Below are 23,375 nucleotides of genomic sequence, written 5' to 3'. Positions count from 1 at the left end.
ACGCTAAGTAATTAAAAACAGTTTATTTTGTAAAAAATTGTAAATGTGAATTACCTTTCGGTTGAAAATATATCCAAATCTTTTGGCGAACGTATCCTTTTTAAAAACATATCCTTTGGAATTAACGAAGGACAAAAAATAGGTTTTGTAGCAAAAAACGGAACAGGAAAAACATCCCTTCTTAATATTATTGCTGGAGATGAAACTCCCGTTACAGGAAATGTAGTGTACAGAAAAAATTTAAAAGTTGCCTTCCTACCACAAGAACCTAATTTAAATACATCATTAACTGTTGAAGAAACTATTTTTACAGGAGACAACCCTATTTTAACTACCATTGCTAATTACGAAAAAGCATTAAAAAATCCGGAAGATACTGAAAGCTATCAAATAGCTTTTGACAAAATGGATGCTGCAAATGCTTGGGATTTTGAGACACGTTACAAACAAATTCTATTTAAACTAAAGCTAGAAGACCTAAACCAAAAAGTCGAAACACTTAGTGGAGGTCAAAAAAAGAGATTAGCACTTGCCAACGCATTGCTTACAAAACCAGATTTGTTAATTCTTGATGAACCCACTAACCATCTAGACTTAGAAATGATAGAATGGCTTGAGCAACTATTTGCTAAAGAAAATTTTACGTTGTTTATGGTTACACACGATAGATACTTTCTAGAGCGTGTATGCAACGAAATTGTAGAATTAGACCAAGGCAAATTATATAGTTATAAAGGTAACTATAGTTATTACCTTGAAAAAAGAGAGGCTAGAATTGAGAATGAGGCTACAGAAACCGCAAAAGCAAAACAACTCTACAAACAAGAACTTTCTTGGATGCGAAGACAGCCCAAAGCAAGAACCACAAAAAGCAAATCTCGCATTGACGATTTTCATGAAATAAAATCTAGAGCTCATAAAAGAAGAAACGACCATGAAGTGGAGCTAGAACTTAACATGGAACGGCTAGGAACAAAAGTGGTAGAGTTACATAATATCTCAAAATCTTATGATGATAAAAACCTCTTTCAAAAATTTGATTATAACTTTTTACGAGGTGAACGTGTAGGTATTATAGGGAAAAACGGAACAGGAAAATCCACATTTCTTAATATAATTACTGGAAGCTTAGAGCCTGATAATGGAAAAGTTGTAATTGGAGATACTGTAAAGTTTGGTTACTACACCCAAAAAGGCATCACTATAAAACCTGGACAAAAAGTTATTGAAGTAATAAGAGAGTTTGGAGATTATATTCCGCTTAAAAAAGGGAGGCAAATTTCTGCTCAACAATTATTAGAACGTTTCCTATTTGACAGAAAAAAGCAATACGATTTTGTCGAAAAACTAAGCGGAGGTGAGCGAAAGAGGCTGTATCTATGTACCGTTTTAATTAAAAATCCAAACTTTTTAATACTAGATGAGCCCACCAACGACCTTGATATTGTAACTCTCAATGTACTCGAAAACTTTCTACTAGACTTCCCGGGTTGTCTTATTGTAGTATCGCATGACCGGTATTTCATGGACAAGATAGTGGATCACTTATTTGTTTTTAGAGGCGATGGTGTTATTGATGATTTTCCAGGAAATTATTCAGATTTTAGAACTTATGAAGATAGTAAGGCTATTGAAAAGAACGAAACTAAAGACACAGTATCAAAACCCAAAAATGATTGGAAAAAAGATACTTCAAAAGCAAAATTGAGCTATTCTGAACAAAAAGAGTATAGTAAACTTGAAAAAGAAATAGCCAAGCTAGAAAAAGAAAAAGAGATCTTACAAAACAAATTTGCTACTGAAAATTGGGATGGAGATGAAATAGACAAACAATCACAATACCTTCAGCAAATAATAGACAACATAGAAACAAAAACAGAACGCTGGTTTGAACTCTCCGCAAAAATGGAAGAATAATGTATCCATTTCTAGCTTACATAAAATTTTTATGCTCCTCCACAAATCAACATGGAGTACATTCTCCTTTTGTGTATGATTTGTTAACCAAAAGTCTCTACAAAAAAGAACAGCACATAAAATATTTAGTACTAAAAAAATACAGAGAAACACTTAAAAAAAGTAGCGATACTATTGAAGTAACAGACTTTGGAGCTGGCTCAAGAGTATTTTCTAGTAACAAAAGAAAAGTAGCTCGCATTGCTAAGCATGTGGGAATATCAAAAAAAAGACAAAAGCTATTATTCAAACTCACTTACTATTTTAAACCTAAAGAATGCTTAGAGCTTGGAACTTCGTTGGGGATGGCAACAGCAGCAATGAGTCTAGCAAATCCAGAAAGCAATATCACTACTGTAGAAGGTTGCCCTAGTACTGCAAATTTTACAGCTTCACTATTTAAAGACTTCAAACTTCAAAATATAGAGCTAGTAAATGCTACTTTTAAGTATTTTTTTTCTTCTGAAGGCTTTAAAAAAAATTATGACTTTATCTATGTTGATGGTAATCACGATAAAGAAAAAACCATTTCTTATTTTGAAATATTATTAAGCCGTGTTCATAACAATTCAATAATAATATTTGACGATATTTACTGGAGTAAGCCTATGACCGAAGCGTGGAAATATATTTATAGCCATCCTAAAGTTACTGTAAGCATAGACACCTTTCAATGGGGTATTATTTTTTTTAGAAAAGAGCAACCCAAACAACATTTTAAAATTAGAGTGTAACAAGTATCTTTGTGTTGCGTCTTATTGGCAAGTTAAAACCAACCCTCTCTTCAAAAAGGGATAAAAAAGCTATATGAGTTTAGTCATAAAAATTAGAGGAATTAAAAGAGATTTTCCACTTGGACAAGAAATTGTAAAAGTACTTAAAGGTATAGACCTTGATATAGAAAGAGGCGAGTACGTTGCTCTTATGGGGCCTTCAGGTTCTGGAAAATCAACTTTAATGAATTTACTCGGGTGCCTAGACACACCAACAGCAGGTAGTTACGAGCTTAATGGAGCAGATGTGAGCAATATGACAGATGATGAACTAGCCGAAATACGTAATAAAGAAATAGGTTTTGTATTCCAAACGTTTAACTTACTTCCTAGAACTACTGCTCTAGAAAATGTGGCTCTGCCTATGATTTATGCAGGAGCTTCAAAAAATGATAGAACCAAAAGAGCTGAAGAAGTGCTTACAGATGTTGGTCTAGCAGACCGTATGGACCACAAACCTAACCAGCTTTCTGGAGGGCAACGCCAGCGTGTTGCTGTAGGACGTGCTTTAGTGAACAAGCCTTCTATTATTCTTGCAGATGAGCCCACAGGAAACTTAGACTCTAAAACTTCGCTAGAAATAATGACCCTTTTTGATGATATTCACGCTGCTGGTAATACTGTTATTTTAGTCACGCATGAAGAAGAAGTCGCTATGCACGCGCACCGTGTAATCCGACTTAGAGATGGTATGGTAGAGAGCGATGAACGTACAAGGTAGATTTTAGATTCTTGGTGTCATTTTGAGGAAGCAAATTATAACCATGTCTTCCCTTTATTCCTTAACCAAAAAACTTTCAAACTTACTCCTAAGTATGTACCTTTATAATTATGAAAATTTACACTAAAACTGGTGATAAAGGGACTACAGCACTTTTTGGAGGCACGCGTGTTCCCAAACATCATATCCGAATAGAAAGTTATGGTACTGTAGACGAGCTTAACTCATACATTGGTCTAATAAGGGATCAAGAAATAGACTCACGTTCACAGGAAATACTAGTCCATATTCAAAATAAATTATTTACTGTTGGTGCCATTCTTGCAACAGACCCAGAAAAAGCTGTTTTAAAAAGCGGAAAAGAACGTCTTAACATCCAGAAAATAGATACCGAAGAAATTGAACTTCTCGAAAAAGAAATGGACAGTATGAATGACGACCTTCCTCCTATGACGCATTTTGTATTGCCTGGTGGTCACACTACGGTGTCATATTGTCACATAGCACGCTGTGTGTGCCGTCGTGCCGAACGATTAGCAACACAATTACACGAGCAAGAACCCATAGATGAGCATGTTTTAAAATATCTTAACCGACTATCTGACTACCTATTTGTACTGGCACGGAAGTTGTCCAAAGAGTTACAAGCCAAAGAAGTAAAGTGGATTCCAGAAAAACTGTAAATCCATTTCTTTTTTAGATTTAATTATTTGAAAATCAGATAATTAAAAACGATCTTTAAAATAATGTAGAAATAATTGCGTTTTTTCTTGACTTTTTAAACTAAAAAATTATTTTTGCAGCAAATTAAAAATGAATTCGTAACATGTATTGGACGTTAGAATTAGCATCTTATTTAAGCGATGCACCTTGGCCAGCGACAAAAGACGAACTAATAGATTACGCTATTAGGACAGGAGCTCCACTAGAAGTGGTAGAAAACCTTCAAGCTATTGAAGATGAAGGAGACTCTTATGACTCTATCGAAGAAATTTGGCCAGATTATCCAACAGATGAAGATTATCTGTGGAACGAAGATGAGTATTAATAAATGCTACACTTTACAAGTATAGTATTAAAAACATAAAAAAGAAAAGTCTCACATTGGTTGAGGCTTTTTTTATGGGTATTTTTACCCTTCAAAATAAAAAATAGAATCGATGTTAGTATAACATCGTAATAAAATATATCATGGGAATTTTAGACAATGTATTAAAAATGTTTGTGGGTGATAAGTCCAAGAAAGACATTAGTGATATACAACCGTATGTAGATAGAGTAAAAACGTTTGAATCTGAAATGGAACAACTCTCCTTGGACGCCCTAAGAGCAAAGTCTGATGGATTTAGAGCCAAGATTAAAGAAGACCAAAAAGAGATTCAAGATCAAATTGACGCCTTAGAAAAGAAAACGGAGTCTATGGATGATATAGACGAAAAAGAAGAAGTCTATAACCAGATAGATACGCTCAAAGAAGAGCGTTATGAGATTGAAAAGAAAACTCTTGATGAAATCTTACCAGAAGCATTTGCTGTTATAAAAGAAACTGCAAAACGCTTTAAGAACAATGAGACCCTTACCGTAACCGCTACTACTTTTGACAGAGAACTCTCTGGAGAAAAAGACTATGTAAACTTAGACGGCGAGAAAGCTATATGGAAAAACTCTTGGGATGCCGCAGGTAAAGAAGTTACCTGGGATATGGTACACTACGATGTACAACTTATTGGAGGGGTTGCACTTCACCAAGGGAAAGTAGCAGAGATGCAAACAGGAGAAGGTAAAACCTTAGTGGCAACGCTTCCTGTATATCTTAATGCCCTTGCGGGGAACGGGGTTCACCTTGTAACAGTAAACGACTACCTAGCAAAACGTGATAGTGCTTGGATGGCTCCAATTTTTGAGTTTCATGGGATGACGGTAGATTGTATAGACTATCATAGACCTAATAGCGAAGCCAGAAGAAAAGCTTACAATGCAGATATCACCTACGGAACCAATAATGAATTTGGTTTTGACTATCTACGTGATAATATGGCTCATGCACCACAAGACTTAGTACAACGTCCGCACCACTACGCCATTGTAGATGAGGTAGATAGTGTATTAATTGACGATGCACGTACACCGCTTATTATTTCAGGACCTGTTCCAGAAGGAGATAGACACGAGTTTAATGAATTAAAACCAAGGATTAGTGATTTAGTTTCGGTTCAACGTAAAATGTTGACAAAAGTACTTGCCGAGGCTAAAAAACTAATTGCCGAGGGTGATACTAAAGAAGGAGGGTTTCAATTATATCGAGTATATCGAGGACTTCCCAAAAACAAAGCCCTAATTAAGTTTTTATCTGAAGAAGGAATCAAGCAAATTCTTCAGAAAACCGAAAACTTCTACATGCAAGATAACAACCGTGAAATGCCAAAGGTAGACGCAGAGTTGTATTTTGTTATAGACGAAAAAAACAATCAAATTGAACTTACAGATAAAGGAGTAGACTACCTTTCAGGAAGCGATGACCCAGATTTCTTTGTAATGCCAGAGATGGGAACTGAAATTGCCAAAATTGAAAAAAAAGGGCTCACTCCTGAGGAAGAAGCATCAGAAAAAGAAGTTCTATTTAGAGATTTTGGAGTTAAAAGTGAGCGTATTCATACCATGAATCAGCTACTTAAAGCGTATGCTCTTTTTGAAAAAGACGATCAATACGTTGTTATGGATAACAAAGTAATGATTGTAGATGAGCAAACGGGTCGTATTATGGATGGTCGTCGCTATAGTGACGGACTTCACCAAGCTATCGAAGCAAAAGAAAACGTAAAAATTGAAGCTATGACGCAAACCTTTGCGACTATTACGCTTCAAAACTACTTTAGAATGTACAACAAACTAGCTGGGATGACAGGTACTGCCGTTACCGAAGCTGGTGAGCTTTGGGAAATCTATAAACTAGATGTTGTTGAAATTCCAACAAACAGACCTATTGCTCGTGATGATAGAGAAGATAAAATTTATAAAACCAAGCGAGAAAAATACAATGCTGTAATTGATGAAGTAACAGAACTTTCAAATGCTGGGAGACCTGTATTAATTGGTACAACTTCGGTAGAAATTTCAGAATTACTAAGTAGAATGTTGAGTATTCGTAACATTCCGCATAATGTATTAAACGCAAAGCTTCATAAAAAAGAGGCAGATATTGTAAGTGAAGCTGGTAATAGTGGGATGGTTACTATCGCTACAAACATGGCAGGTCGTGGTACCGATATTAAACTAAGTGACGAAGTGAAAAATGCAGGCGGTCTTGCAATTGTGGGTACTGAGCGTCATGATTCTAGACGTGTAGATAGACAGTTACGAGGACGTAGTGGTCGTCAAGGAGACCCAGGAAGTTCGCAATTCTATGTTTCTTTAGAAGATAATTTAATGCGTCTCTTTGGTAGTGAGCGTATGGCAAAATTAATGGATAGAATGGGATTAAAAGAAGGAGAAGTGATTCAACATTCTATGATTTCTAAATCTATTGAACGGGCACAGAAAAAAGTAGAAGAGAATAACTTTGGAGTTCGTAAAAGATTACTGGAGTATGATGATGTAATGAACGCACAACGTGAAGTAGTTTATAAAAGAAGATACCATGCCCTTTTTGGAGAACGATTACGCGTAGACATTGCCAACATGATTTATGACACGGCAGAGGTAATTACTGAAAGTAATAAACTAGCACAAGATTACAAGAATTTTGAGTTTGAGTTAATACGATACTTTTCAATGAGTGCTCCTGTAGATGAAGCAGCGTTTGAAAAGAAGAGTCAACAAGAAATTACAGGTATAGTTTATAAAGCTGCTTTTGCACATTATAAAGAAAAAATGGAGCGTAATGCAGAAATGGCATTCCCTGTAATTAGTAATGTGTACGAAACTCAAAAAGATAAATACAAGCGTATTTTAGTTCCGTTTACAGATGGTGTAAAAACTTTAAATGTAGCCACAGATCTAGAGAAAGCTTATGAAACACAAGGAAAGCAACTAGTAAACGACTTTGAGAAAAACATCTCGCTTGCTATTATTGATGATGCATGGAAAACGCATTTACGTAAAATGGATGAGTTGAAGCAGTCGGTACAATTAGCAGTACACGAACAAAAAGATCCTTTACTTATTTATAAGTTTGAAGCTTTTGAATTGTTCAAGAAAATGATTGAGAAAGTAAATAAAGATGTTATTTCTTTCTTATTTAAAGGAGAGTTGCCACAAGAAAATCAGCAGCAAATTAGAGAAGCACAAACAGCTAGACCTAAGCAAAAGTTAAACGAGCAAAAAGAGGAAATACAAAACCTAGATGAGCGTGCTGCAGAGTCTAGAGCAGCCGGGGAAACTCAATCACAGCGCCAACAAGTAACTGAAACAATAGTTAGAGAAAAACCAAAAATTGGACGTAACGATAGAGTCACTATTAAACACGTGATGAGTGGTGAAGCCAAAGAAGTTAAGTATAAGCAAGCCATCCCGCTAATTGAAAAAGGTGAATGGGTCCTAGTAGATTAGATAGATAGACATATTAAGAGATTAAAGCAGGTTATTTGTTATAACCTGCTTTTTTATATCTTAGAGTTTACAAAACAAAACCAATGAAACACATTAAAATAGAATTAAAGTGGGCCTTTATTTTTACATTTCTATCACTTGCCTGGATGCTATTAGAAAGAAGTCTTGGATGGCACGACGAAAATATTGCTAATCATAATTGGCTTACCATGCTCTTTGCTCCCTTTGCAATCTTGATGTATGTACTAGAAATGCGTGAAAAAAGGCGTAGAGTTTTAGGAAACAAAATGACTTGGCTGCAAGGGTTTGTTTCTGGGGTTATTTTGAGTGTTTTTGTAGCTCTCTTGTCTCCCTTAGCACAATATATAACACACAACTATATTACTCCAGAGTACTTTAATAACGTTATAGAATACTCAGTAACTAACGATTTAATGACACGTACCAAAGCAAATGATTATTTTAATATAACAAATTATCTTTGGTTATCTGCTTTTGGAGCGTTGGGTATGGGTGTTGTTACCTCAGCAATTGTTGCTTTGTTTCTAAGAAGAAAATAACTAGTACTTTTTAATAAAGTGATGTCTTAAAAAAGGTACTTGTAATAAAAATAAAGACATAAACCCTATTGCATACAGCATTATATTTGAAACCGAAAACACGGGTAAGTCATATTCTGGAAGTTTATAACCATCAAGTGTTAACTCATCAAAAATAGATGTGGATGAAGGTTCAGAAAGAAAGAAAATTATAATGCAGCTAACTATTAAAGCTATAAAAGACAACCATAAAACCCTTTTTGAAATTAATGGCTTATATGGAGCAGCAGTTACTTTCTTTTTAGAAATGGCTTGCATTACAGTATAACCAAAATTACTAGAAGGCTTTTGCAACCCAGCATCTTTAAGCAACTGTTTTGTTAGTAAGTCTTCATTTTTACCTGTCTGTTCCATTCTGTTTTAATTCTGGTTTAAAATAGTCTTGTAATAAAGAGAATAATTTTTTTCTACTTCTATACAATTTAACTTTAACATTGTCTTCGGTTAAATTAGTAATTGCACTAATCTCACGTACAGATTGTTCTTCAAAATAATAAAAAGTAATGATAGCTGCCTCTTCTTCATTCAACTTCATGATACAATCATTAATTTTTTGAGATTTTTCTTTTGCTTCTAAATAATGTAATCCATTTTCTATAGCCGCAAATGACGTCTCTGTTGTTTCATCTAAAAACTCGGTTGTTCGCTGTCTTTTATTTTTCTTTATTCTATCTAATGCCTTTCTGTATGCAATACTATACAACCAACTAGAAAACTGAGATTCACCTCTAAAACTAGCTAAGGACTCAAAAGCCTTTATAAAAGTATCTTGTGCAACTTCTTCAGCTTCTTCCTTTACCTTGACCATACGCACAATAATGGTAAATACAAAGTCTTGATAACGTCCCACAAGCACACCAAAGGATTTAGTATTACCCTCTAATGTTTCAGTAATGAGTTGTTGGTCAGTTACGTTCATTTTAGGGTTAGACGACTCGTTTACTTTATTGGTTACAAATTATCTGAGATAATTTTTTTGAAATTATTGTAACCAGATTAAGAAACGTATCGTCCTAAGAGCAAACAAATTCAAAAATAAATAATCATTAAATCAAAAAATTATGGGATCTGAAGTTATTGTAATACCTATTATATTCGGTGTTTTATTTGGAATATACTACCTCTACATTTCGGCTAGAAACAAAGAACGTTTGGCATTAATTGAAAAAGGAGCAGATGCTTCTATTTTCTACGGAAAAAACCGAAAAGCAACACCAATGTGGAAAGTAATTGTGGTTAACCTAGCATTATTGGCAATAGGTATAGGGGTTGGAATTTTTATTGCTGCGGGGCTTGTACAAGCAGGAATGGATGAAGAAGTTGCATTTCCAGGGACTATCTTTATTATGTCTGGTGTAGGTTTATTTACTGGATTCTATCTTACTAAGAAATTAAATCAAGACGCTTAAACAAAAGTTTATTTAGTTGTAAAACCACTTTGGGAAGTTCTACTTTTTAACGTGGTTTTTAATTTACTCTACAGTTATATTACTATAAAGCGCTTCGAACTTTAAGTTATTACTAGAATTTGAAGAGTTATTAAACCCTTTTACTAGTACTCTATCTCCTTTTTTGGTGTTAGTTAACTCTAGAGATTTAGGGTATTTAAGGGTAGATTTTTTCCCGTCAAAAAGAAATGAGAATGAGCTGTCTGGTATGTTAATAATGGCATCATTATTTTTGAGCACTATGTTTATTGTGCCAAAATTTTTAGCAATTCCGTTAATTTTAAAATTACCCAAAGAGCCAGTAAGGTTCGCATCTTTAATTATTGTACCTATTAATACATCACTAGAGTTAGACCTAAGTGTAATAGCCTCAATAGTACCAATACTACAATTATCTACAAACTTTACGTATAACGTTCCATACTTCCACTCATTTATAATTACAGGTGCATAAGAAGCATTGATGAGGGTTTTACCCCCATCAATACTATTAGCAATAAAAGGCGTGTGATTTAAAGTAGCCCTCACATTACGTGCGTCTGCCATTTTAATCTCACCATGCCTTACATCGATTTCTGTTTTAGAATCTTTAGGCATACGTATAATTAACGTTTTGGTAGCTTTAATATCCTTAATCTTACCATTTTTATTTGCCTTAAAGATTATGGTTTTATTTCCATTAGGTGTAGTAATGACCTCTTTGGTATAGCTTCCTTTGCCATTTTCCTTTTCATACTCTTCTACAAGTTTTTGCATGTCTTTCTCAAAATCGGCTCCCCAAGCTTCCATTTCTTTACCAAATTTCTCTCCCCATGCTTCCATCTTCGCCTCCCACTCTGCAGTTATCTTTTCTCCATTTTTAGCTTTCCATTCTTTGGCAAATTCTTCTCCCCATTTTTCCATCTTCATTTCAAAGTCTTTACCAAACTTCTTTTCAATTTGCTTTTCCCATTTCTTCATGTATTCTTCTTCGTTTTTATTAAACTCTTCATAATCAAACTTAAGATCACCCATGTTTTGTAATGCTTCCATAGGAAGTTCTGGCATCTCAAATTTTGTCATTACTGGCATATCCTTTAACATTGGACCCAAAAATTTTAATTCTTTTAGGGCATCCACATTAGAGAATGAAATATTATTCCCCCAAGCCATTTGTGGTCTAGAAGTTATCATAACAGTATTGCTATTTCCAAGTACTTGAAAATTCCAATTATCAAAAACTTCTTGTTTTTCTTCTTCAGTAAGGTCTTCTCCTTCAATAAAGGCTTCTACCTCAACTTTATTTTTGTTCCAAGTTTCAAAAACTATGTTTGTGTAAGAAGTATTTACAACAATTGTCGCGTCATCATTAACTTCAAAACTTTCTACATATTTTTTTTGAGCATTGGTAACTATAGCAGCTAGTGCTATAAAAACACTAAGGATACTACGTTTGTATGCTATTAAATTTTTCATTGTTTTGATTTTTTAGTTCTTTTAATTTGTTTTTAAGCTTGAACAGCAGCTGTAAACGCAATTGTAAATTATCTATTAAAGCGGTGATGGTTGACTCAGTTGGCCCCATTGTGTTAAGTTCTTCGTTTAGGGTTTCATATTCACTATTTAGCTCTGCCAATTGTTCCATATACCCATCTATTAGGTCTTTGGTATCATCTGTGATTTCTAACGAAGCTAATTGAACATTAATCCCTGCGGTATAAAAGTCCTCTACTTTTTTAAGGTCCGGTGATATATCTCCTAATGTCATTTGCTTATTTACCAATGTAACATTCCCATCATCTGTGCTATCTGCTATAATTACTTGGTTGTTATCTGTAAGGCTGTAATACCCAAAAATGCTAACTGTTATAAACACAAGAGCTACAGAAGCAATTTTAAGCCAAGGTAAGCGCTCCTTCTTAGAAGGTTCACTGCCAAAGTTTGATTCCAGTTTTGAAGCAAATTTTGCTTCGTGTCCTTGAGATAATCTTGGTGTTTCTTCAACACGTTCTCGCATCATTTTTCTAAGATCCTGTCCCATACTGCAAATGTTTTAAGGTTTTTTTTAGTTGTATTTTACCGCGATGTAAGTTCGTTCGCGAGGCACTTTCTGAAATGTCCAAAATTTGAGCAATTTCTTGATGGTCATAGCCTTCTAACAAAAATAACTTAACAACTACCTTATAATTTTGAGGTAGTTTTTCGATAGCTTTATACACTTCTTTTACTGAAGTCTCATCTGCCACCTCCCAGTTATCATCATCTGCGATTGTCATTACATCTTCATTTAAGGGTTGTATTTCTAACTTTCTTGCCTTAATAACATCAAGGCAATGGTTAATTACAATCCTTTTTAACCAAGCTCCAAACGTGACGTCTCCTTTGAATTGGTTAATTTTTTTAAACGCTTTAATAAACGCTTCTTGCATTGCATCTTCAGCAGCTGTATTGTCTTTTAAATACCTGTTTGCTACAATAAACATCCCATCACAATATTGCTTATATAAAGCCATTTGCGCTCTAGGGTTGTTTTGTCTGCATTGCTCTACAAGTAATGTATTGGACAAATTAGATGGTTTTAGTTGCTGTTCGATTAATAGACGAAGTTATTCGTGTCATGTTGCAAAATGTTATATTTTTTATGAAAATTAAAATTAAAGCATAAAAAAAGGCTGTAAATAACAGCCTTTGTAAAAATTTTAAAATTATTATGATCTCTCGAATCTAACTGAAGTTAACTTAAAGAAACTTGAAATCCCTAATAAACATAAAATACCTACAACTATGAGTAAGCTATTTTCTGGCAAAGGAGATAACAAGAAATGAATTCCTAAAGCTCCTAATGCAGATGCAAAGAGCAATATCTTGAATGTATAAATAATTAATCGTACCATCTTGTATAAGTTTTTAAAAATTAAGCGCTAATAGGAGGGTTGGCTATAGGTTGATTAACATTATTATAATGAAACAATAAAGATTTGTAGAAACGAACTTGAACTTCTCCATTCTCGAGACACCCCTTTAATGTTTCTTCTAGATTTGTATAAGATATTTTGGTTGAAACAGCTTCGTTTATATCATAGAGTCGAAACGACTCAAGAGATTTTGGTTTTGAACTCCACAATATTATTTGAGAAGAATCATAATCTATTATCACATCAACACAACCAAAATAAAATTTCAGTAATGCTTTATGAAAACTATTATGGTGTTCAGAAATTTCTTCGATTTTATTACAACTTTCTTTAACAAGTTGCCTCATTCTGTCTTGAACAATTTGGACTTCGGTTTTCATAACATTTAAGGTTTATACCCTAAATATATCGTGAGAATTAATTAAAAATTACTTAGAAAATCCTAATTGGCTATTATTTAACGCAATAATAATCAAGGTGTTAAAAAAATTAAGAAGCGAATTAATGTGAAAATTACTCTACAACTTCAAGTCCATCATCTGTCCAAGAAGTGATGCCACCTTCTAGGTCATATACTTTAGTAAAACCTAGATCACGTAGTATTTTTGCAGCACGAGCACTACGTCCTCCTTTTTTACAATAGACATATACAGGCTCGTCTTTATTAAGGTTTTTTACTTTTTCTTCAAAATCCTCTTCAGTAACACAAATGTTTTGAGAATCTTTAAGGTGTCCAACTTCAAATTCTTCTGCTGTTCTTACATCTATTAATTGTAGTATAGAGTTGTCTTCTAAAGTAACTGCTTTATTGAAGTCTGTAGGAGGTAAAACTTTTATATTTTCAGAAGAAGAGTTACAAGAGACTAGCAATAAAGATAGTGCTATAGTAAAAAAGAGTAGTTTCTTCATTTTAAAAAGGTTTTTCAATATCACCATTCCACTCACTAAATCCTCCAAGAAGGTTATAAGTGTTTTCAATCCCAACAGAATTAAATATCATACAAGCTTGTGCACTTCTTCCTCCAGATCTACAATATATGTAGTAATTTTTTGAGTCATCAAGTTCCTTTGCAGCATTCACAAAAGCAGCACTATCATAAATGTCTAGATGCATTGCATTTGGTATGTAGCCTTCTTCTCTCTCAATTTCAGTTCTTACGTCTACAATTACTGCATTAGTGTCTTCTAGTAGCTGTGAGCGCCACGCATCTTGTGTTAAATCCATAGTTCAAAAATAATAATTAAAACTAAACTATAGACACAAAAAAACCGAAAACGTTACAAGAACATCTTCGGTTTTTTTAATATATGAGCTGTGCTTTATTGCTTCACAGAGCATCCTATAGCACGAGTTTCTTTAACAGAAACTACTTTACCGGCTAATAATTCGTCTACGGCATTTGCCAAAAAGGTATCTGTAACAGCATCTGCATTACGAACGTTATCGTCTATTGCTCCTATATATTTTACAATGTTAGCACCCTTTTCTTTTTTTAATAAGTAGACGTGCGGTGTTTTAGTCGCTCCATATTTTGCATATACAGATTGACTTTCGTCATATAAATATGGAAAAGTAAACCCAGCTTTCTCTGCTTTTTGTTGCATTAACTCAAACGTGTCATCTGGCTGCACCTCTGGATTGTTAGGGTTAATTGCAATTACTGGATATCCTTTTGACTTATATTTTTTATCTAAAGCAACAATACGTTCCTCACTTGCTACAGCATATGGGCAAGTGTTACAGGTGAAAATCACGATAAATCCTTTGGCATCCTTATAGTCTTTTAATGATACCATCTTTCCATCAACATTTTTTAAAGAAAAATCTGTAGCAGAATCGCCAATTGTGTAACCCTTTACAGTTTCTTCTTTGGCAGGTTTTTCATTTATTGCAAGTTCTTTTGTATCTTCTTCAACAACAGTTTTCTTGTCTTTTGTTTCATTACAACCATACACCATTACAGCAGTAATACATAAGGTTGCCACTTTTAAAATTAAATCTCTTTTCATTTTTGTTATAATATTGATTGTACTTCAGTTTCTAATTCTTCGTAAGAAAATGACTTTTCATAAAATTTCCGGTCATTTTTGTTATATATTATAGTAGCAGGGATTGCTCCACTCCATTCTTCAGCAATTTTAGGAATCCATCCATTAGCATCAGGGTCATCAAAAACAATAACTTCAGATTGTAAGTTTCTTTTCTTAATAAAAGGAACTACTTGTTTTTCAATAATTTTTGGATTGTCTAGACTTACTAAAAGTATTTTTACATTTTTATCTGCATACTCTGCTCCTATCTTTTCAAAATAAGGTAACTCTTTGATACAAGGCTTACACCAAGTTGCCCAAAAGTTCACAACATAGGTAGTTTCGTCATTTTTTTCTAAATAGGGTTTTAGGCCTTCATAATCTACTATTGGTAATGCGCTAGAGACTTCATCTTTGGTCTCAGTAATAGCAATCTCTTTTTCTGTAGTTTCTGAAATATCATTTGCTTTCTTCTCGGTTTCATTACAAGAAAACAGCAACAGACTAATAATTAGTAAGGTATACAACTTGTTCATAACTATAAAAGTAAGAAAGCAACTAGAACTTACATTCTTTTTAACTTTTGTTTAGGTGTTAATTTTCTACACATACAACCTTATCATCTAAAATTTTGTTAAATAAATAAAATCAATGATAATTTGCATTACATTTGTATATACAAATATTGTATTTACAATTATGAAGATTGAAGAAGCCATAAAATCAATTCACAAATTAGGAATTACTACAAAAAGTGTAATTAACTTAATGTACACATCACGTATTGTTGAAGAAAAAGTTTCGGCAGAACTAAAGAAATTTGACTTAACAATGCAGCAATACAATGTGCTTCGAATTTTACGTGGACAAAAGGGGAACCCTGCTAACCTCTCCACCATACAAGAACGTATGGTAGATAGAAATAGTAATGCAACACGATTAGTAGATAAGCTAATAAAGAAAGAATGGGCAGAGCGATGTGTTTGTCCCTCAAACAGAAGAAAAGTAGAAATAACTATTACAAAAAAGGGATTAGAATTATTAAAAACTCTAGATCCAATTACTGAGCACAACAATAAAAAAATACTAGAAAACCTAACCGAAGAAGAATTAGAAACTTTAAATAACTTATTAGATAAATTAAGAACAAATGAGTAACTACATCCAAGACCTACAATGGCGTTATGCCACAAAAAAGTTTGACCCAACAAAAAAAATTGATGATAAAGATTTAGACTTTTTAAAAGATGCTATGCAACTATCTGCCTCTTCTTATGGATTACAGCCATATGAAATCTTAATTATTGAAGATGCTGAAATACGAGAAAAATTAAAACCTGCTGCTTGGAATCAAACACAAATTACAGATGCTGCCTATGTAATTGTCATTGCCAACAAAACAGACTTTGACGATAGTTTAGTAGATGAGTATATAACAAACGTGATGGAAACACGTGGACTTAAAGAAGAAGACCTAAAACAGTATGCAGATTTTATGAAAACTACACTAGCTGGTTTTACAAAAGAACAAAAGGCAGCTTGGACAGCAAACCAAACCTACATTGTATTAGGTAATTTACTTTCTGCTGCTGCGATAAACAAAATAGATGCGTGCCCTATGGAAGGTTTTGAAGCAGAAAAGTTTAATGAGATTTTAGATTTATCAAGTAAAAATCTTAATGCTTCAGTTATAGCAACTATAGGGTATAGGCACGACGATGATGCTACACAGCATTATGCAAAAGTGCGTAAACCAAAAACAAAATTATTTAAAAACATATAATCACTCAAAACAAAAAAAGATGAAATCAATTGTAAAAACACTCTTAGTATTAGCAGTAACTACTACAACAGTATTTGCTACTACAACACCCATTAAAAAGAAAATTAATATTAAAGAAAGTTCCATTGAGTGGAAAGGAAAAAAAGTCTTAGGCTCACACACAGGGACTATTCAACTCAAAGAAGGCTACTTAGAAATGGATGGCAACAAGCTAACTGGAGGTATGTTTGTTGTAGATATGACATCTATAAACGTAACCGATTTAGAAGGTGACAGTAAAGGAAAATTAGAAGGTCATTTAAAAAGTGACGATTTCTTTGGAACTGCTTCTCACCCTACAGCTACTTTGCTAATTAAAAAAGCGACAAAAACAAAATCTGGCTTTGAGGTAACAGCAGATATTACCATTAAGGATACTACTGAAGAAATTACTTTTATTTTAAAAATGAAAGACAACACAGCAACAACTAGCTTAAAAATAGATAGAACAAAGTTTGGAGTTCGTTATGGTAGCGGAAGCTTTTTTGACAACCTTGGCGACAACACTATTTCAGATAACTTTGAGCTAGATGTTACGTTAAAGTTTTAATAAGTATTACTTGATAATTAAAATATGATTTCTATATTTGACATCAAATTAATGAAAACAATAATAGTACATACTTGGTGGTGGATAAACTTACGTAACAACTCGTGAGAGCAACCCCTATAGTAGTATAAAACATACAAAGGCTTGTCATCACGACAAGCCTTTTTTTATGAAAGCATTATCAGGTTAAGCACAGTAAAACACTTAGAAATAAAAAATAGATGCCAAATAATAGGAAAACATATACACTTAAAGCCCACTCAAAAAAGTTGCTAGCAGATACGCTAACTCCTGTTTCTGTTTATTTACGATTACGAGATAAATTTCCTAATAGTTTATTATTAGAGAGTAGTGATTATAGAGCAAACGATAATACTTTTAGTTACATCTGCTCAAATCCAATTGCCTCAATCGAGGTTAAAAACGAAACCATAATTACAGTTTTTCCAGATGGAGAGAACAATGAAATAACAATAGATTCAAATTGCAATGTATCTGAAGAAATTGAAAAATTTGCGGCTTCATTTTCTTCTGAAGAGAACAACAGTAAATTTATTACAAATGGTTTATTTGGTTACATAGGCTACGATGCAGTTAGGTATTTTGATGACATTGCTGTAAACAAAAAAGAAGGGAATCTTGAAATTCCAGATATTTATTACGCAGTATATCAAAATATAATTGCAATTAATCACTTCAATAACGAAGCTTACATTTTTGCAAACTGTTACAATAAAGAAAGTAATATTGAAAGTATCGAGCAGCTATTAAAATCTAAATCTTTTGCTGAGTACCCTTTCTCTTTAGAAGGCGCTTTGCAAACCAACCTTAATGACGAAGCATTTAAAAAACTAGTTATAAAGTGCAAAGAGCATTGCCACAGAGGAGATGTCTTCCAGATTGTTCCAAGCAAACGTTTTTCGCAACAATTTAAAGGAGATGAGTTTAATGTATATCGCGCTTTACGAAGTGTAAACCCTTCACCTTATTTATTTTACTTTGATTACGGGAACTTTAAAATATTTGGAAGTTCTCCAGAAGCACAATTGGTAGTAAAAGGAGACCAAGCCGAAATTCACCCTATAGCAGGAACATTCAAACGTTCTGGTAACGATGAACAGGATGCAGCGCTAGCAAAACAACTTTCAGCAGATGAAAAAGAAAATAGTGAGCATGTAATGTTGGTAGATCTTGCAAGAAATGATTTAAGTAGACATGGTACTAATGTTACAGTAGAGACCTATCGAGAGGTACAGTTTTTTTCACATGTGATTCATTTAGTTAGTAAAGTAACTGCAAAAAAAAATAAAGATACAGCAACAATGCAAATTGTAGCAGACACTTTTCCAGCTGGCACTTTAAGTGGTGCTCCAAAACACAAAGCAATTGAACTTTTGGATAAATATGAAAATATATCTAGAGAGTTTTACGGAGGAGCTATAGGCTTTATGGACTTTAATGGCAATTTTAACCATGCCATTATCATTCGTTCATTTTTAAGCAAAAACCACACATTAAATTACCAAGCAGGTGCTGGTGTAGTAAGTGATAGTGTACCAGAAAAAGAATTACAAGAAGTGTATAATAAATTAGGAGCATTAACCAAGGCTCTAGAATTAGCTGAAACTATATAATATGAAGGTACTAGTTATTGATAATTACGACAGTTTTGTATATAATCTGGTTCACTACCTAGAGGAATTTGATTGTGATGTAACTGTAAAAAGAAATAACACATTTCATCTTGACGAAATTGAAGAGTTTGATAAGATATTATTATCGCCAGGACCAGGTATTCCTGATGAAGCAGGCTTACTTAAAGAGGTAATAAAAAAGTATGCTCACAAAAAACCCATTTTAGGAGTGTGTTTAGGGCAGCAAGCAATTGGAGAAGTTTTTGGAGGCACTTTAATAAACCTAAAAGAAGTATATCATGGAGTTGCAACTAAGACCAGTATTCTAGTTGAAGACGAAGTTTTATTTAGGGGTTTAAGCACAGAAATTGAAGTTGGAAGATATCATTCTTGGGTGGTTAGTACTGAAAATTTTCCTGACACATTAGAGATAACTGCTGTTGATGAAAATGGACAAATTATGGCTTTACGTCATAAAGAGTTTAATGTTAGAGGTGTGCAGTTTCATCCAGAAAGTGTGCTTACTCCAAAAGGTAAAGAGATAATTAAAAATTGGGTGACTAGTTAACAGGATTTAGCTTTTAGTTACTACACCAAAGAAAATAAAAACAGTTTTGAAACAAATATTAAACAGATTAATAAACCACGAACAACTTAGCTCTCAGGAAGCAAGAGATATTTTGGTGGCTATTTCCGAAGGAAAATATAACCAAAGTCAGATAGCAGCTTTCCTAACTGTTTACATGATGCGTAGTGTAACAGTTGAAGAATTAGAAGGTTTTAGAGATGCACTTTTAGATTTATGCCTTGCAGTAGATGTGAGTGAATTTAATACCATAGATTTATGTGGAACTGGCGGTGATGGAAAAAATACATTTAATATTTCTACGCTTTCATCATTTGTAGCAGCTGGAGCAGGTGTTAAAGTAACAAAGCATGGTAACTACGGGGTATCTTCGGTAAGTGGAAGTAGTAACGTGATGGAACATCTGGGAATTCACTTTAGTAACGACTCAGACTTTTTAAAAAAATGTTTAGACAAAGCTGGAATTTGTGTTTTACACGCCCCCCTCTTCCACCCTGCCATGAAAAATGTAGCTCCTATACGACGAGAACTAGGTATTAAAACATTCTTTAATATGCTTGGCCCTATGGTAAATCCTGCCTTCCCTAAAAACCAGTTGGTTGGTGTGTTTAACTTAGAACTTGCTAGGTTATATGGGTATTTATATCAAAAAAGCGAGAAAAACTATGCTATTTTACATGCGATGGATGGCTATGATGAAATTTCATTAACTGGAAAAACAAAAGTAATTACAAAGGCTTCTGAAGAAGTACTACACCCCAAAGATTTTAAAGTTTCTACCATAAACCAAGAGCAAATTTATGGAGGCAACTCTGTCCCTGAAGCTGCTACTATTTTCTTAAATATCCTAAAAGGTAATGGCACAAATGCCCAGAACAATGTTGTTTGTGCTAATGCTGGTATGGCAATTTCGGTAGTTGAAGGATGTACACCTATAGAAGGATTTGAAAAGGCTAAAGAATCGCTACTCTCTGGGAACGGATTGCAAGCATTAGAAAAACTTCAAAAGTTAAGTAGTAATAAATAAAACAGAACTAAAATTGAGTGGGATGAGATTCCCGCTTTTGAGTGAAATATATGACAATACTAGATAAAATAATAGCTTATAAACACAAGGAAGTTTCAGCAAAAAAAGAAGCCTTTCCAGTTTCACTATTAGAGCAATCCAGCTATTTTAAGAGAGAAACAAATTCACTTTCAAAAGCACTAAAAAATGGTTCTGGCATTATAGCAGAACATAAAAGAAAATCTCCAAGCAAGTCGGTTATCAACGACACAAATAAGGTACATGAAGTAGTCACGGGCTATGAAAATGCAGCAGTAAGTGGCATGTCTATACTCACAGACACAGTTTTTTTTGGCGGTTCATTAGATGATTTATTAGTAGCGAGAAAAACCGTTTCAACTCCTTTACTTAGAAAAGAGTTTATAGTAGACCCCTACCAAATTTTTGAAGCAAAATCATACGGAGCAGATGCTATTTTATTAATTGCTGCTTATTTATCTCAAAAGCAACTTATCGAATATTCAGAAACTGCTGCTAAGCTTGGTTTAGAGGTATTACTAGAAGTTCATAATGAAGAAGAACTTAACAAATCTATTATACCTAATGTGTCTATGATTGGTGTAAATAACAGAAACTTAAAAACGTTTGAAGTTTCTATAGAAATTAGCAAACAATTGGCTTTAAAAATCCCTGATGATTATGTAAAAGTTTCAGAAAGTGGAATTAGCAGTATTGCCGCTATACAAGAATTAAAAAAATATGGTTACAAAGGGTTTTTAATTGGAGAGAACTTTATGAAGACAGATAATCCAGGTGAAGCTGCAAGTAAATTTATTAATCAATTATAATGCAGCTTCACTTCAAGTGATATTTATAAAATAAAAATAGTATTGAGAAGTATGAAACTTAAAATCTGCGGAATGAAATATAACACTCAAGAAGTCGCTGCCTTGCAGCCAGACTATCTGGGCTTTATTTTTTATGAAAAGTCTCCCAGAAATTATGAGTTAGAGGCAATACCCAAGGTTTCAGAAAAAACAAAAAAAGTGGGTGTTTTTGTAAATGAAACGATAAAAAATATAATAAGTAATATTAAAAAATATGACCTTGATGTCATTCAATTACACGGAGAGGAATCTCCTGCATATTGTAATGATTTATTTTCAGGTCTACAAGATATATTTAACTCAAACAAAGTTGCACTTTGGAAAGTCTTTAGCATTAAAGACTCTTTTGATTTTTCAGTTCTCAAACCCTATGAAACTAGTATTAGTGCTTTTCTATTTGATACTAAAGGCAAGGAAAAAGGAGGAAATGGCTATCGGTTTGATTGGTCTATACTTAAAGAGTACCCTAGTAATAAACCTATTATACTTAGTGGTGGAATTGGTTTAGAACATATTTCAGAAATAAAAAAAATAAAAACTACAGGGCTTCCCATTAAAGCGATTGATGTAAATAGCAAGTTTGAAGAACGTCCTGGATTTAAAAAGATAAAAGAACTAACAACGCTTCAAAAAGCGTTACAAGAATAAAATACATGTATCACGTTAACGAAAAAGGATATTATGGAGAATTTGGAGGAGCATATATTCCAGAGATGCTCTACCCTAATGTTGAAGAATTACGGCAAAACTACATCTCCATAATTCAGCAAGAGAGTTTTAAAAAAGAGTTTAATGAATTGCTAGCAAAATACGTTGGGAGACCTACACCCTTGTACTACGCTAAACGATTTTCAGAAAAGCACAATACTAACATTTATCTTAAAAGAGAAGATTTGTGCCATACAGGAGCGCACAAAGTAAATAATACTATTGGGCAAATTTTAGTAGCAAAACACCTTAATAAAACCAGAATTATTGCCGAAACTGGAGCTGGGCAACATGGAGTTGCCACAGCAACCGTATGTGCACTTATGGGCCTAGAGTGTATTGTGTACATGGGAGAAATTGACATTAAAAGACAAGCTCCTAATGTTGCTAGAATGAAAATGCTTGGTGCTACTGTAGTCCCAGCAACCAGCGGAAGTAAAACACTTAAAGATGCCACTAACGAGGCAATACGTGATTGGATTAATAACCCTACAGATACACATTATATTATAGGTAGTGTAGTAGGACCACACCCCTATCCAGATATGGTAGCACGATTTCAAAGTGTGATTTCTAAAGAAATAAAACAGCAATTAAAAGAAGTAGAAGGCAAAGAAAACCCAGACTATGTGGTCGCTTGTGTAGGTGGGGGGAGTAATGCAGCAGGTGCCTATTATCATTATTTAGATGAACCAGACGTTGGTATTATTGCAGTAGAGGCAGCCGGCAAAGGAATTAATACAGGTGAAAGCGCAGCAACTTCGGTATTAGGAAAAGCAGGGATTATTCACGGTAGCAAAACGTTATTAATGCAAACCAACGATGGTCAAATTACAGAACCTTATTCTATTTCGGCTGGCTTAGATTACCCTGGTGTAGGCCCAATGCACGCACATTTATACGCTAGTGGACGTGGCGAGTTTATTTCTATTACAGACGATGAAGCAATGCAAGCTGGCCTGGAATTAAGTAAACTAGAAGGCATAATACCTGCCATAGAGACAAGTCATGCATTAGCTATTTTTAATAACCGAAAATTTAAAAAAGAAGATATAATCGTAATTAATTTAAGTGGTAGAGGTGACAAAGATTTAAATACCTATATAGATTATTTTAGCTTGTAGGGCGTTCCCACGCCAAAGGCGTGGTCAGGCTTTCGCCGTTACGCGATAACTTAGCTCAATCCTTAACGCAAAAACTTGCTTTTAAAGC

General features: G+C 33.8%; 27 protein-coding genes. 17 read left to right on the top strand and 10 right to left on the bottom strand.

Going from position 1 to position 23,375, the window contains the following annotated elements; translation table 11 throughout:
- Positions 1-45: 45 nt before the first annotated feature.
- The 7 genes from RM538_RS08335 (at position 46) to RM538_RS08305 (ending at position 8,558) form a co-directional block, all read left to right on the top strand.
- A complete protein-coding gene (locus RM538_RS08335) occupies positions 46-1,917 on the top strand; it encodes an ABC-F family ATP-binding cassette domain-containing protein (RefSeq protein ID WP_311332962.1) in 1,872 nt (623 codons plus the stop codon).
- Positions 1,917-2,690, top strand: coding sequence for an O-methyltransferase (locus tag RM538_RS08330; protein WP_311332961.1), 774 nt, complete (start codon positions 1,917-1,919; stop codon positions 2,688-2,690). Before RM538_RS08335 ends, RM538_RS08330 begins: the two co-directional genes overlap by 1 nt.
- A gap of 73 nt (positions 2,691-2,763) precedes the next feature.
- Positions 2,764-3,450 (top strand): ABC transporter ATP-binding protein, encoded by a 687-nt coding sequence (locus RM538_RS08325; protein ID WP_311332960.1) that lies wholly within the window; start codon positions 2,764-2,766, stop codon positions 3,448-3,450.
- Between the two features lie 110 nt (positions 3,451-3,560).
- Positions 3,561-4,133: a cob(I)yrinic acid a,c-diamide adenosyltransferase gene (locus RM538_RS08320; RefSeq protein ID WP_311332959.1), complete on the top strand. Its 573-nt coding sequence runs from the start codon at positions 3,561-3,563 to the stop codon at positions 4,131-4,133.
- 143 nt (positions 4,134-4,276) lie between these two features.
- Positions 4,277-4,498, top strand: a complete 222-nt coding sequence (locus RM538_RS08315; protein WP_008272287.1) for a DUF2795 domain-containing protein — start codon at positions 4,277-4,279, stop codon at positions 4,496-4,498.
- A gap of 143 nt (positions 4,499-4,641) precedes the next feature.
- Positions 4,642-7,998 carry a preprotein translocase subunit SecA gene (secA, locus tag RM538_RS08310; RefSeq protein ID WP_311332958.1) on the top strand — a complete coding sequence of 1,119 codons (3,357 nt, stop codon included), beginning with the start codon at positions 4,642-4,644 and terminating at the stop codon, positions 7,996-7,998.
- A gap of 83 nt (positions 7,999-8,081) precedes the next feature.
- The gene (locus RM538_RS08305) at positions 8,082-8,558 is read left to right on the top strand and encodes a DUF4199 domain-containing protein (RefSeq protein WP_311332957.1); all 477 of its coding nucleotides are present in this window, start codon (positions 8,082-8,084) and stop codon (positions 8,556-8,558) included.
- On the opposite strand, the gene RM538_RS08300 is transcribed toward RM538_RS08305, so the two are convergent.
- Positions 8,559-8,951, bottom strand: coding sequence for a hypothetical protein (locus RM538_RS08300; protein WP_311332956.1), 393 nt, complete (start codon positions 8,949-8,951; stop codon positions 8,559-8,561). It lies immediately after the preceding gene.
- Positions 8,935-9,516, bottom strand: coding sequence for an RNA polymerase sigma factor (locus RM538_RS08295; RefSeq protein WP_311332955.1), 582 nt, complete (start codon positions 9,514-9,516; stop codon positions 8,935-8,937). The genes RM538_RS08300 and RM538_RS08295 overlap by 17 nt, the downstream gene beginning before the upstream one ends.
- Positions 9,517-9,658: 142 nt before the next feature.
- On the opposite strand from RM538_RS08295, the gene RM538_RS08290 reads away from it, so the two are divergent.
- Positions 9,659-10,006: a DUF6249 domain-containing protein gene (locus RM538_RS08290; RefSeq protein WP_311332954.1), complete on the top strand. Its 348-nt coding sequence runs from the start codon at positions 9,659-9,661 to the stop codon at positions 10,004-10,006.
- A 63-nt stretch (positions 10,007-10,069) separates the two neighbouring features.
- Here RM538_RS08290 and RM538_RS08285 read toward each other — a convergent pair whose 3' ends face one another.
- From RM538_RS08285 to RM538_RS08250, 8 genes are all read right to left on the bottom strand, one after another.
- Positions 10,070-11,500, bottom strand: coding sequence for a hypothetical protein (locus RM538_RS08285; protein WP_311332953.1), 1,431 nt, complete (start codon positions 11,498-11,500; stop codon positions 10,070-10,072).
- The gene (locus RM538_RS08280) at positions 11,472-12,065 is read right to left on the bottom strand and encodes a hypothetical protein (protein ID WP_311332952.1); all 594 of its coding nucleotides are present in this window, start codon (positions 12,063-12,065) and stop codon (positions 11,472-11,474) included. Before RM538_RS08280 ends, RM538_RS08285 begins: the two co-directional genes overlap by 29 nt.
- Positions 12,049-12,591 (bottom strand): RNA polymerase sigma factor, encoded by a 543-nt coding sequence (locus tag RM538_RS08275; protein WP_311332951.1) that lies wholly within the window; start codon positions 12,589-12,591, stop codon positions 12,049-12,051. The genes RM538_RS08280 and RM538_RS08275 overlap by 17 nt, the downstream gene beginning before the upstream one ends.
- A 347-nt stretch (positions 12,592-12,938) precedes the next feature.
- Positions 12,939-13,319: a hypothetical protein gene (locus tag RM538_RS08270; protein WP_311332950.1), complete on the bottom strand. Its 381-nt coding sequence runs from the start codon at positions 13,317-13,319 to the stop codon at positions 12,939-12,941.
- Between the two features lie 133 nt (positions 13,320-13,452).
- A complete protein-coding gene (locus tag RM538_RS08265) occupies positions 13,453-13,848 on the bottom strand; it encodes a rhodanese-like domain-containing protein (protein ID WP_311332949.1) in 396 nt (131 codons plus the stop codon).
- A gap of 1 nt (position 13,849) precedes the next feature.
- The gene (locus tag RM538_RS08260) at positions 13,850-14,164 is read right to left on the bottom strand and encodes a rhodanese-like domain-containing protein (RefSeq protein ID WP_311332948.1); all 315 of its coding nucleotides are present in this window, start codon (positions 14,162-14,164) and stop codon (positions 13,850-13,852) included.
- A gap of 95 nt (positions 14,165-14,259) precedes the next feature.
- A complete protein-coding gene (locus RM538_RS08255; protein ID WP_311332947.1) occupies positions 14,260-14,949 on the bottom strand; it encodes a thioredoxin family protein in 690 nt (229 codons plus the stop codon).
- Between the two features lie 5 nt (positions 14,950-14,954).
- Complete coding sequence (locus RM538_RS08250; RefSeq protein ID WP_311332946.1) at positions 14,955-15,506, bottom strand: TlpA disulfide reductase family protein; 552 nt, start codon at positions 15,504-15,506, stop codon at positions 14,955-14,957.
- Positions 15,507-15,669: 163 nt separating this feature from the next.
- Between RM538_RS08250 and RM538_RS08245 the strand changes: the two genes are divergently transcribed.
- From RM538_RS08245 to trpB, 9 genes are all read left to right on the top strand, one after another.
- A complete protein-coding gene (locus RM538_RS08245; RefSeq protein ID WP_311332945.1) occupies positions 15,670-16,128 on the top strand; it encodes a MarR family winged helix-turn-helix transcriptional regulator in 459 nt (152 codons plus the stop codon).
- Positions 16,121-16,753, top strand: a complete 633-nt coding sequence (locus RM538_RS08240) for an NAD(P)H-dependent oxidoreductase (RefSeq protein ID WP_311332944.1) — start codon at positions 16,121-16,123, stop codon at positions 16,751-16,753. The genes RM538_RS08245 and RM538_RS08240 overlap by 8 nt, the downstream gene beginning before the upstream one ends.
- Positions 16,754-16,772: 19 nt before the next feature.
- A complete protein-coding gene (locus RM538_RS08235; protein ID WP_311332943.1) occupies positions 16,773-17,342 on the top strand; it encodes a YceI family protein in 570 nt (189 codons plus the stop codon).
- A gap of 221 nt (positions 17,343-17,563) precedes the next feature.
- On the top strand, positions 17,564-18,976 hold the full coding sequence (locus tag RM538_RS08230) for an anthranilate synthase component I family protein (protein WP_311332942.1): 1,413 nt from the start codon (positions 17,564-17,566) through the stop codon (positions 18,974-18,976).
- 1 nt (position 18,977) lies between these two features.
- The gene (locus RM538_RS08225) at positions 18,978-19,544 is read left to right on the top strand and encodes an anthranilate synthase component II (RefSeq protein WP_311332941.1); all 567 of its coding nucleotides are present in this window, start codon (positions 18,978-18,980) and stop codon (positions 19,542-19,544) included.
- Between the two features lie 46 nt (positions 19,545-19,590).
- The gene (trpD, locus tag RM538_RS08220) at positions 19,591-20,589 is read left to right on the top strand and encodes an anthranilate phosphoribosyltransferase (RefSeq protein WP_311332940.1); all 999 of its coding nucleotides are present in this window, start codon (positions 19,591-19,593) and stop codon (positions 20,587-20,589) included.
- Positions 20,590-20,639: 50 nt separating this feature from the next.
- Entirely contained in the window at positions 20,640-21,416 is a 777-nt protein-coding gene (gene trpC / locus RM538_RS08215; RefSeq protein ID WP_311332939.1) for an indole-3-glycerol phosphate synthase TrpC, read from the top strand.
- Between the two features lie 51 nt (positions 21,417-21,467).
- Entirely contained in the window at positions 21,468-22,103 is a 636-nt protein-coding gene (locus RM538_RS08210) for a phosphoribosylanthranilate isomerase (protein WP_311332938.1), read from the top strand.
- Between the two features lie 5 nt (positions 22,104-22,108).
- The gene (gene trpB, locus RM538_RS08205) at positions 22,109-23,287 is read left to right on the top strand and encodes a tryptophan synthase subunit beta (RefSeq protein ID WP_311332937.1); all 1,179 of its coding nucleotides are present in this window, start codon (positions 22,109-22,111) and stop codon (positions 23,285-23,287) included.
- Positions 23,288-23,375 lie beyond the last annotated feature (88 nt).

The sequence above is a fragment of the Patiriisocius hiemis genome (genome assembly GCF_031846325.1).
GTDB classification, from domain to species: Bacteria; Bacteroidota; Bacteroidia; order Flavobacteriales; family Flavobacteriaceae; genus Patiriisocius_A; species Patiriisocius_A hiemis.
Note: the sequence above shows the minus strand (reverse complement) of the source record. Positions and strands in the feature narration are given on the sequence as shown.

Bases quoted from the DNA above. Each gene is read 5' to 3' on its own strand.
- trpC (WP_311332939.1), top strand. From the start codon at position 20,640: ATGACAATACTAGATAAAATAATAGCTTATAAACACAAGGAAGTTTCA.
- RM538_RS08295 (WP_311332955.1), bottom strand. From the start codon at position 9,516: ATGAACGTAACTGACCAACAACTCATTACTGAAACATTAGAGGGTAAT.
- RM538_RS08210 (WP_311332938.1), top strand. From the start codon at position 21,468: ATGAAACTTAAAATCTGCGGAATGAAATATAACACTCAAGAAGTCGCT.
- RM538_RS08325 (WP_311332960.1), top strand. From the start codon at position 2,764: ATGAGTTTAGTCATAAAAATTAGAGGAATTAAAAGAGATTTTCCACTT.
- RM538_RS08230 (WP_311332942.1), top strand. From the start codon at position 17,564: ATGCCAAATAATAGGAAAACATATACACTTAAAGCCCACTCAAAAAAG.
- RM538_RS08245 (WP_311332945.1), top strand. From the start codon at position 15,670: ATGAAGATTGAAGAAGCCATAAAATCAATTCACAAATTAGGAATTACT.
- RM538_RS08320 (WP_311332959.1), top strand. From the start codon at position 3,561: ATGAAAATTTACACTAAAACTGGTGATAAAGGGACTACAGCACTTTTT.
- RM538_RS08240 (WP_311332944.1), top strand. From the start codon at position 16,121: ATGAGTAACTACATCCAAGACCTACAATGGCGTTATGCCACAAAAAAG.
- secA (WP_311332958.1), top strand. From the start codon at position 4,642: ATGGGAATTTTAGACAATGTATTAAAAATGTTTGTGGGTGATAAGTCC.
- RM538_RS08235 (WP_311332943.1), top strand. From the start codon at position 16,773: ATGAAATCAATTGTAAAAACACTCTTAGTATTAGCAGTAACTACTACA.
- RM538_RS08260 (WP_311332948.1), bottom strand. From the start codon at position 14,164: ATGGATTTAACACAAGATGCGTGGCGCTCACAGCTACTAGAAGACACT.
- RM538_RS08225 (WP_311332941.1), top strand. From the start codon at position 18,978: ATGAAGGTACTAGTTATTGATAATTACGACAGTTTTGTATATAATCTG.
- RM538_RS08290 (WP_311332954.1), top strand. From the start codon at position 9,659: ATGGGATCTGAAGTTATTGTAATACCTATTATATTCGGTGTTTTATTT.
- RM538_RS08315 (WP_008272287.1), top strand. From the start codon at position 4,277: ATGTATTGGACGTTAGAATTAGCATCTTATTTAAGCGATGCACCTTGG.
- RM538_RS08250 (WP_311332946.1), bottom strand. From the start codon at position 15,506: ATGAACAAGTTGTATACCTTACTAATTATTAGTCTGTTGCTGTTTTCT.
- RM538_RS08330 (WP_311332961.1), top strand. From the start codon at position 1,917: ATGTATCCATTTCTAGCTTACATAAAATTTTTATGCTCCTCCACAAAT.
- RM538_RS08255 (WP_311332947.1), bottom strand. From the start codon at position 14,949: ATGAAAAGAGATTTAATTTTAAAAGTGGCAACCTTATGTATTACTGCT.
- RM538_RS08265 (WP_311332949.1), bottom strand. From the start codon at position 13,848: ATGAAGAAACTACTCTTTTTTACTATAGCACTATCTTTATTGCTAGTC.
- RM538_RS08305 (WP_311332957.1), top strand. From the start codon at position 8,082: ATGAAACACATTAAAATAGAATTAAAGTGGGCCTTTATTTTTACATTT.
- RM538_RS08280 (WP_311332952.1), bottom strand. From the start codon at position 12,065: ATGGGACAGGATCTTAGAAAAATGATGCGAGAACGTGTTGAAGAAACA.
- RM538_RS08285 (WP_311332953.1), bottom strand. From the start codon at position 11,500: ATGAAAAATTTAATAGCATACAAACGTAGTATCCTTAGTGTTTTTATA.
- trpB (WP_311332937.1), top strand. From the start codon at position 22,109: ATGTATCACGTTAACGAAAAAGGATATTATGGAGAATTTGGAGGAGCA.
- RM538_RS08300 (WP_311332956.1), bottom strand. From the start codon at position 8,951: ATGGAACAGACAGGTAAAAATGAAGACTTACTAACAAAACAGTTGCTT.
- RM538_RS08270 (WP_311332950.1), bottom strand. From the start codon at position 13,319: ATGAAAACCGAAGTCCAAATTGTTCAAGACAGAATGAGGCAACTTGTT.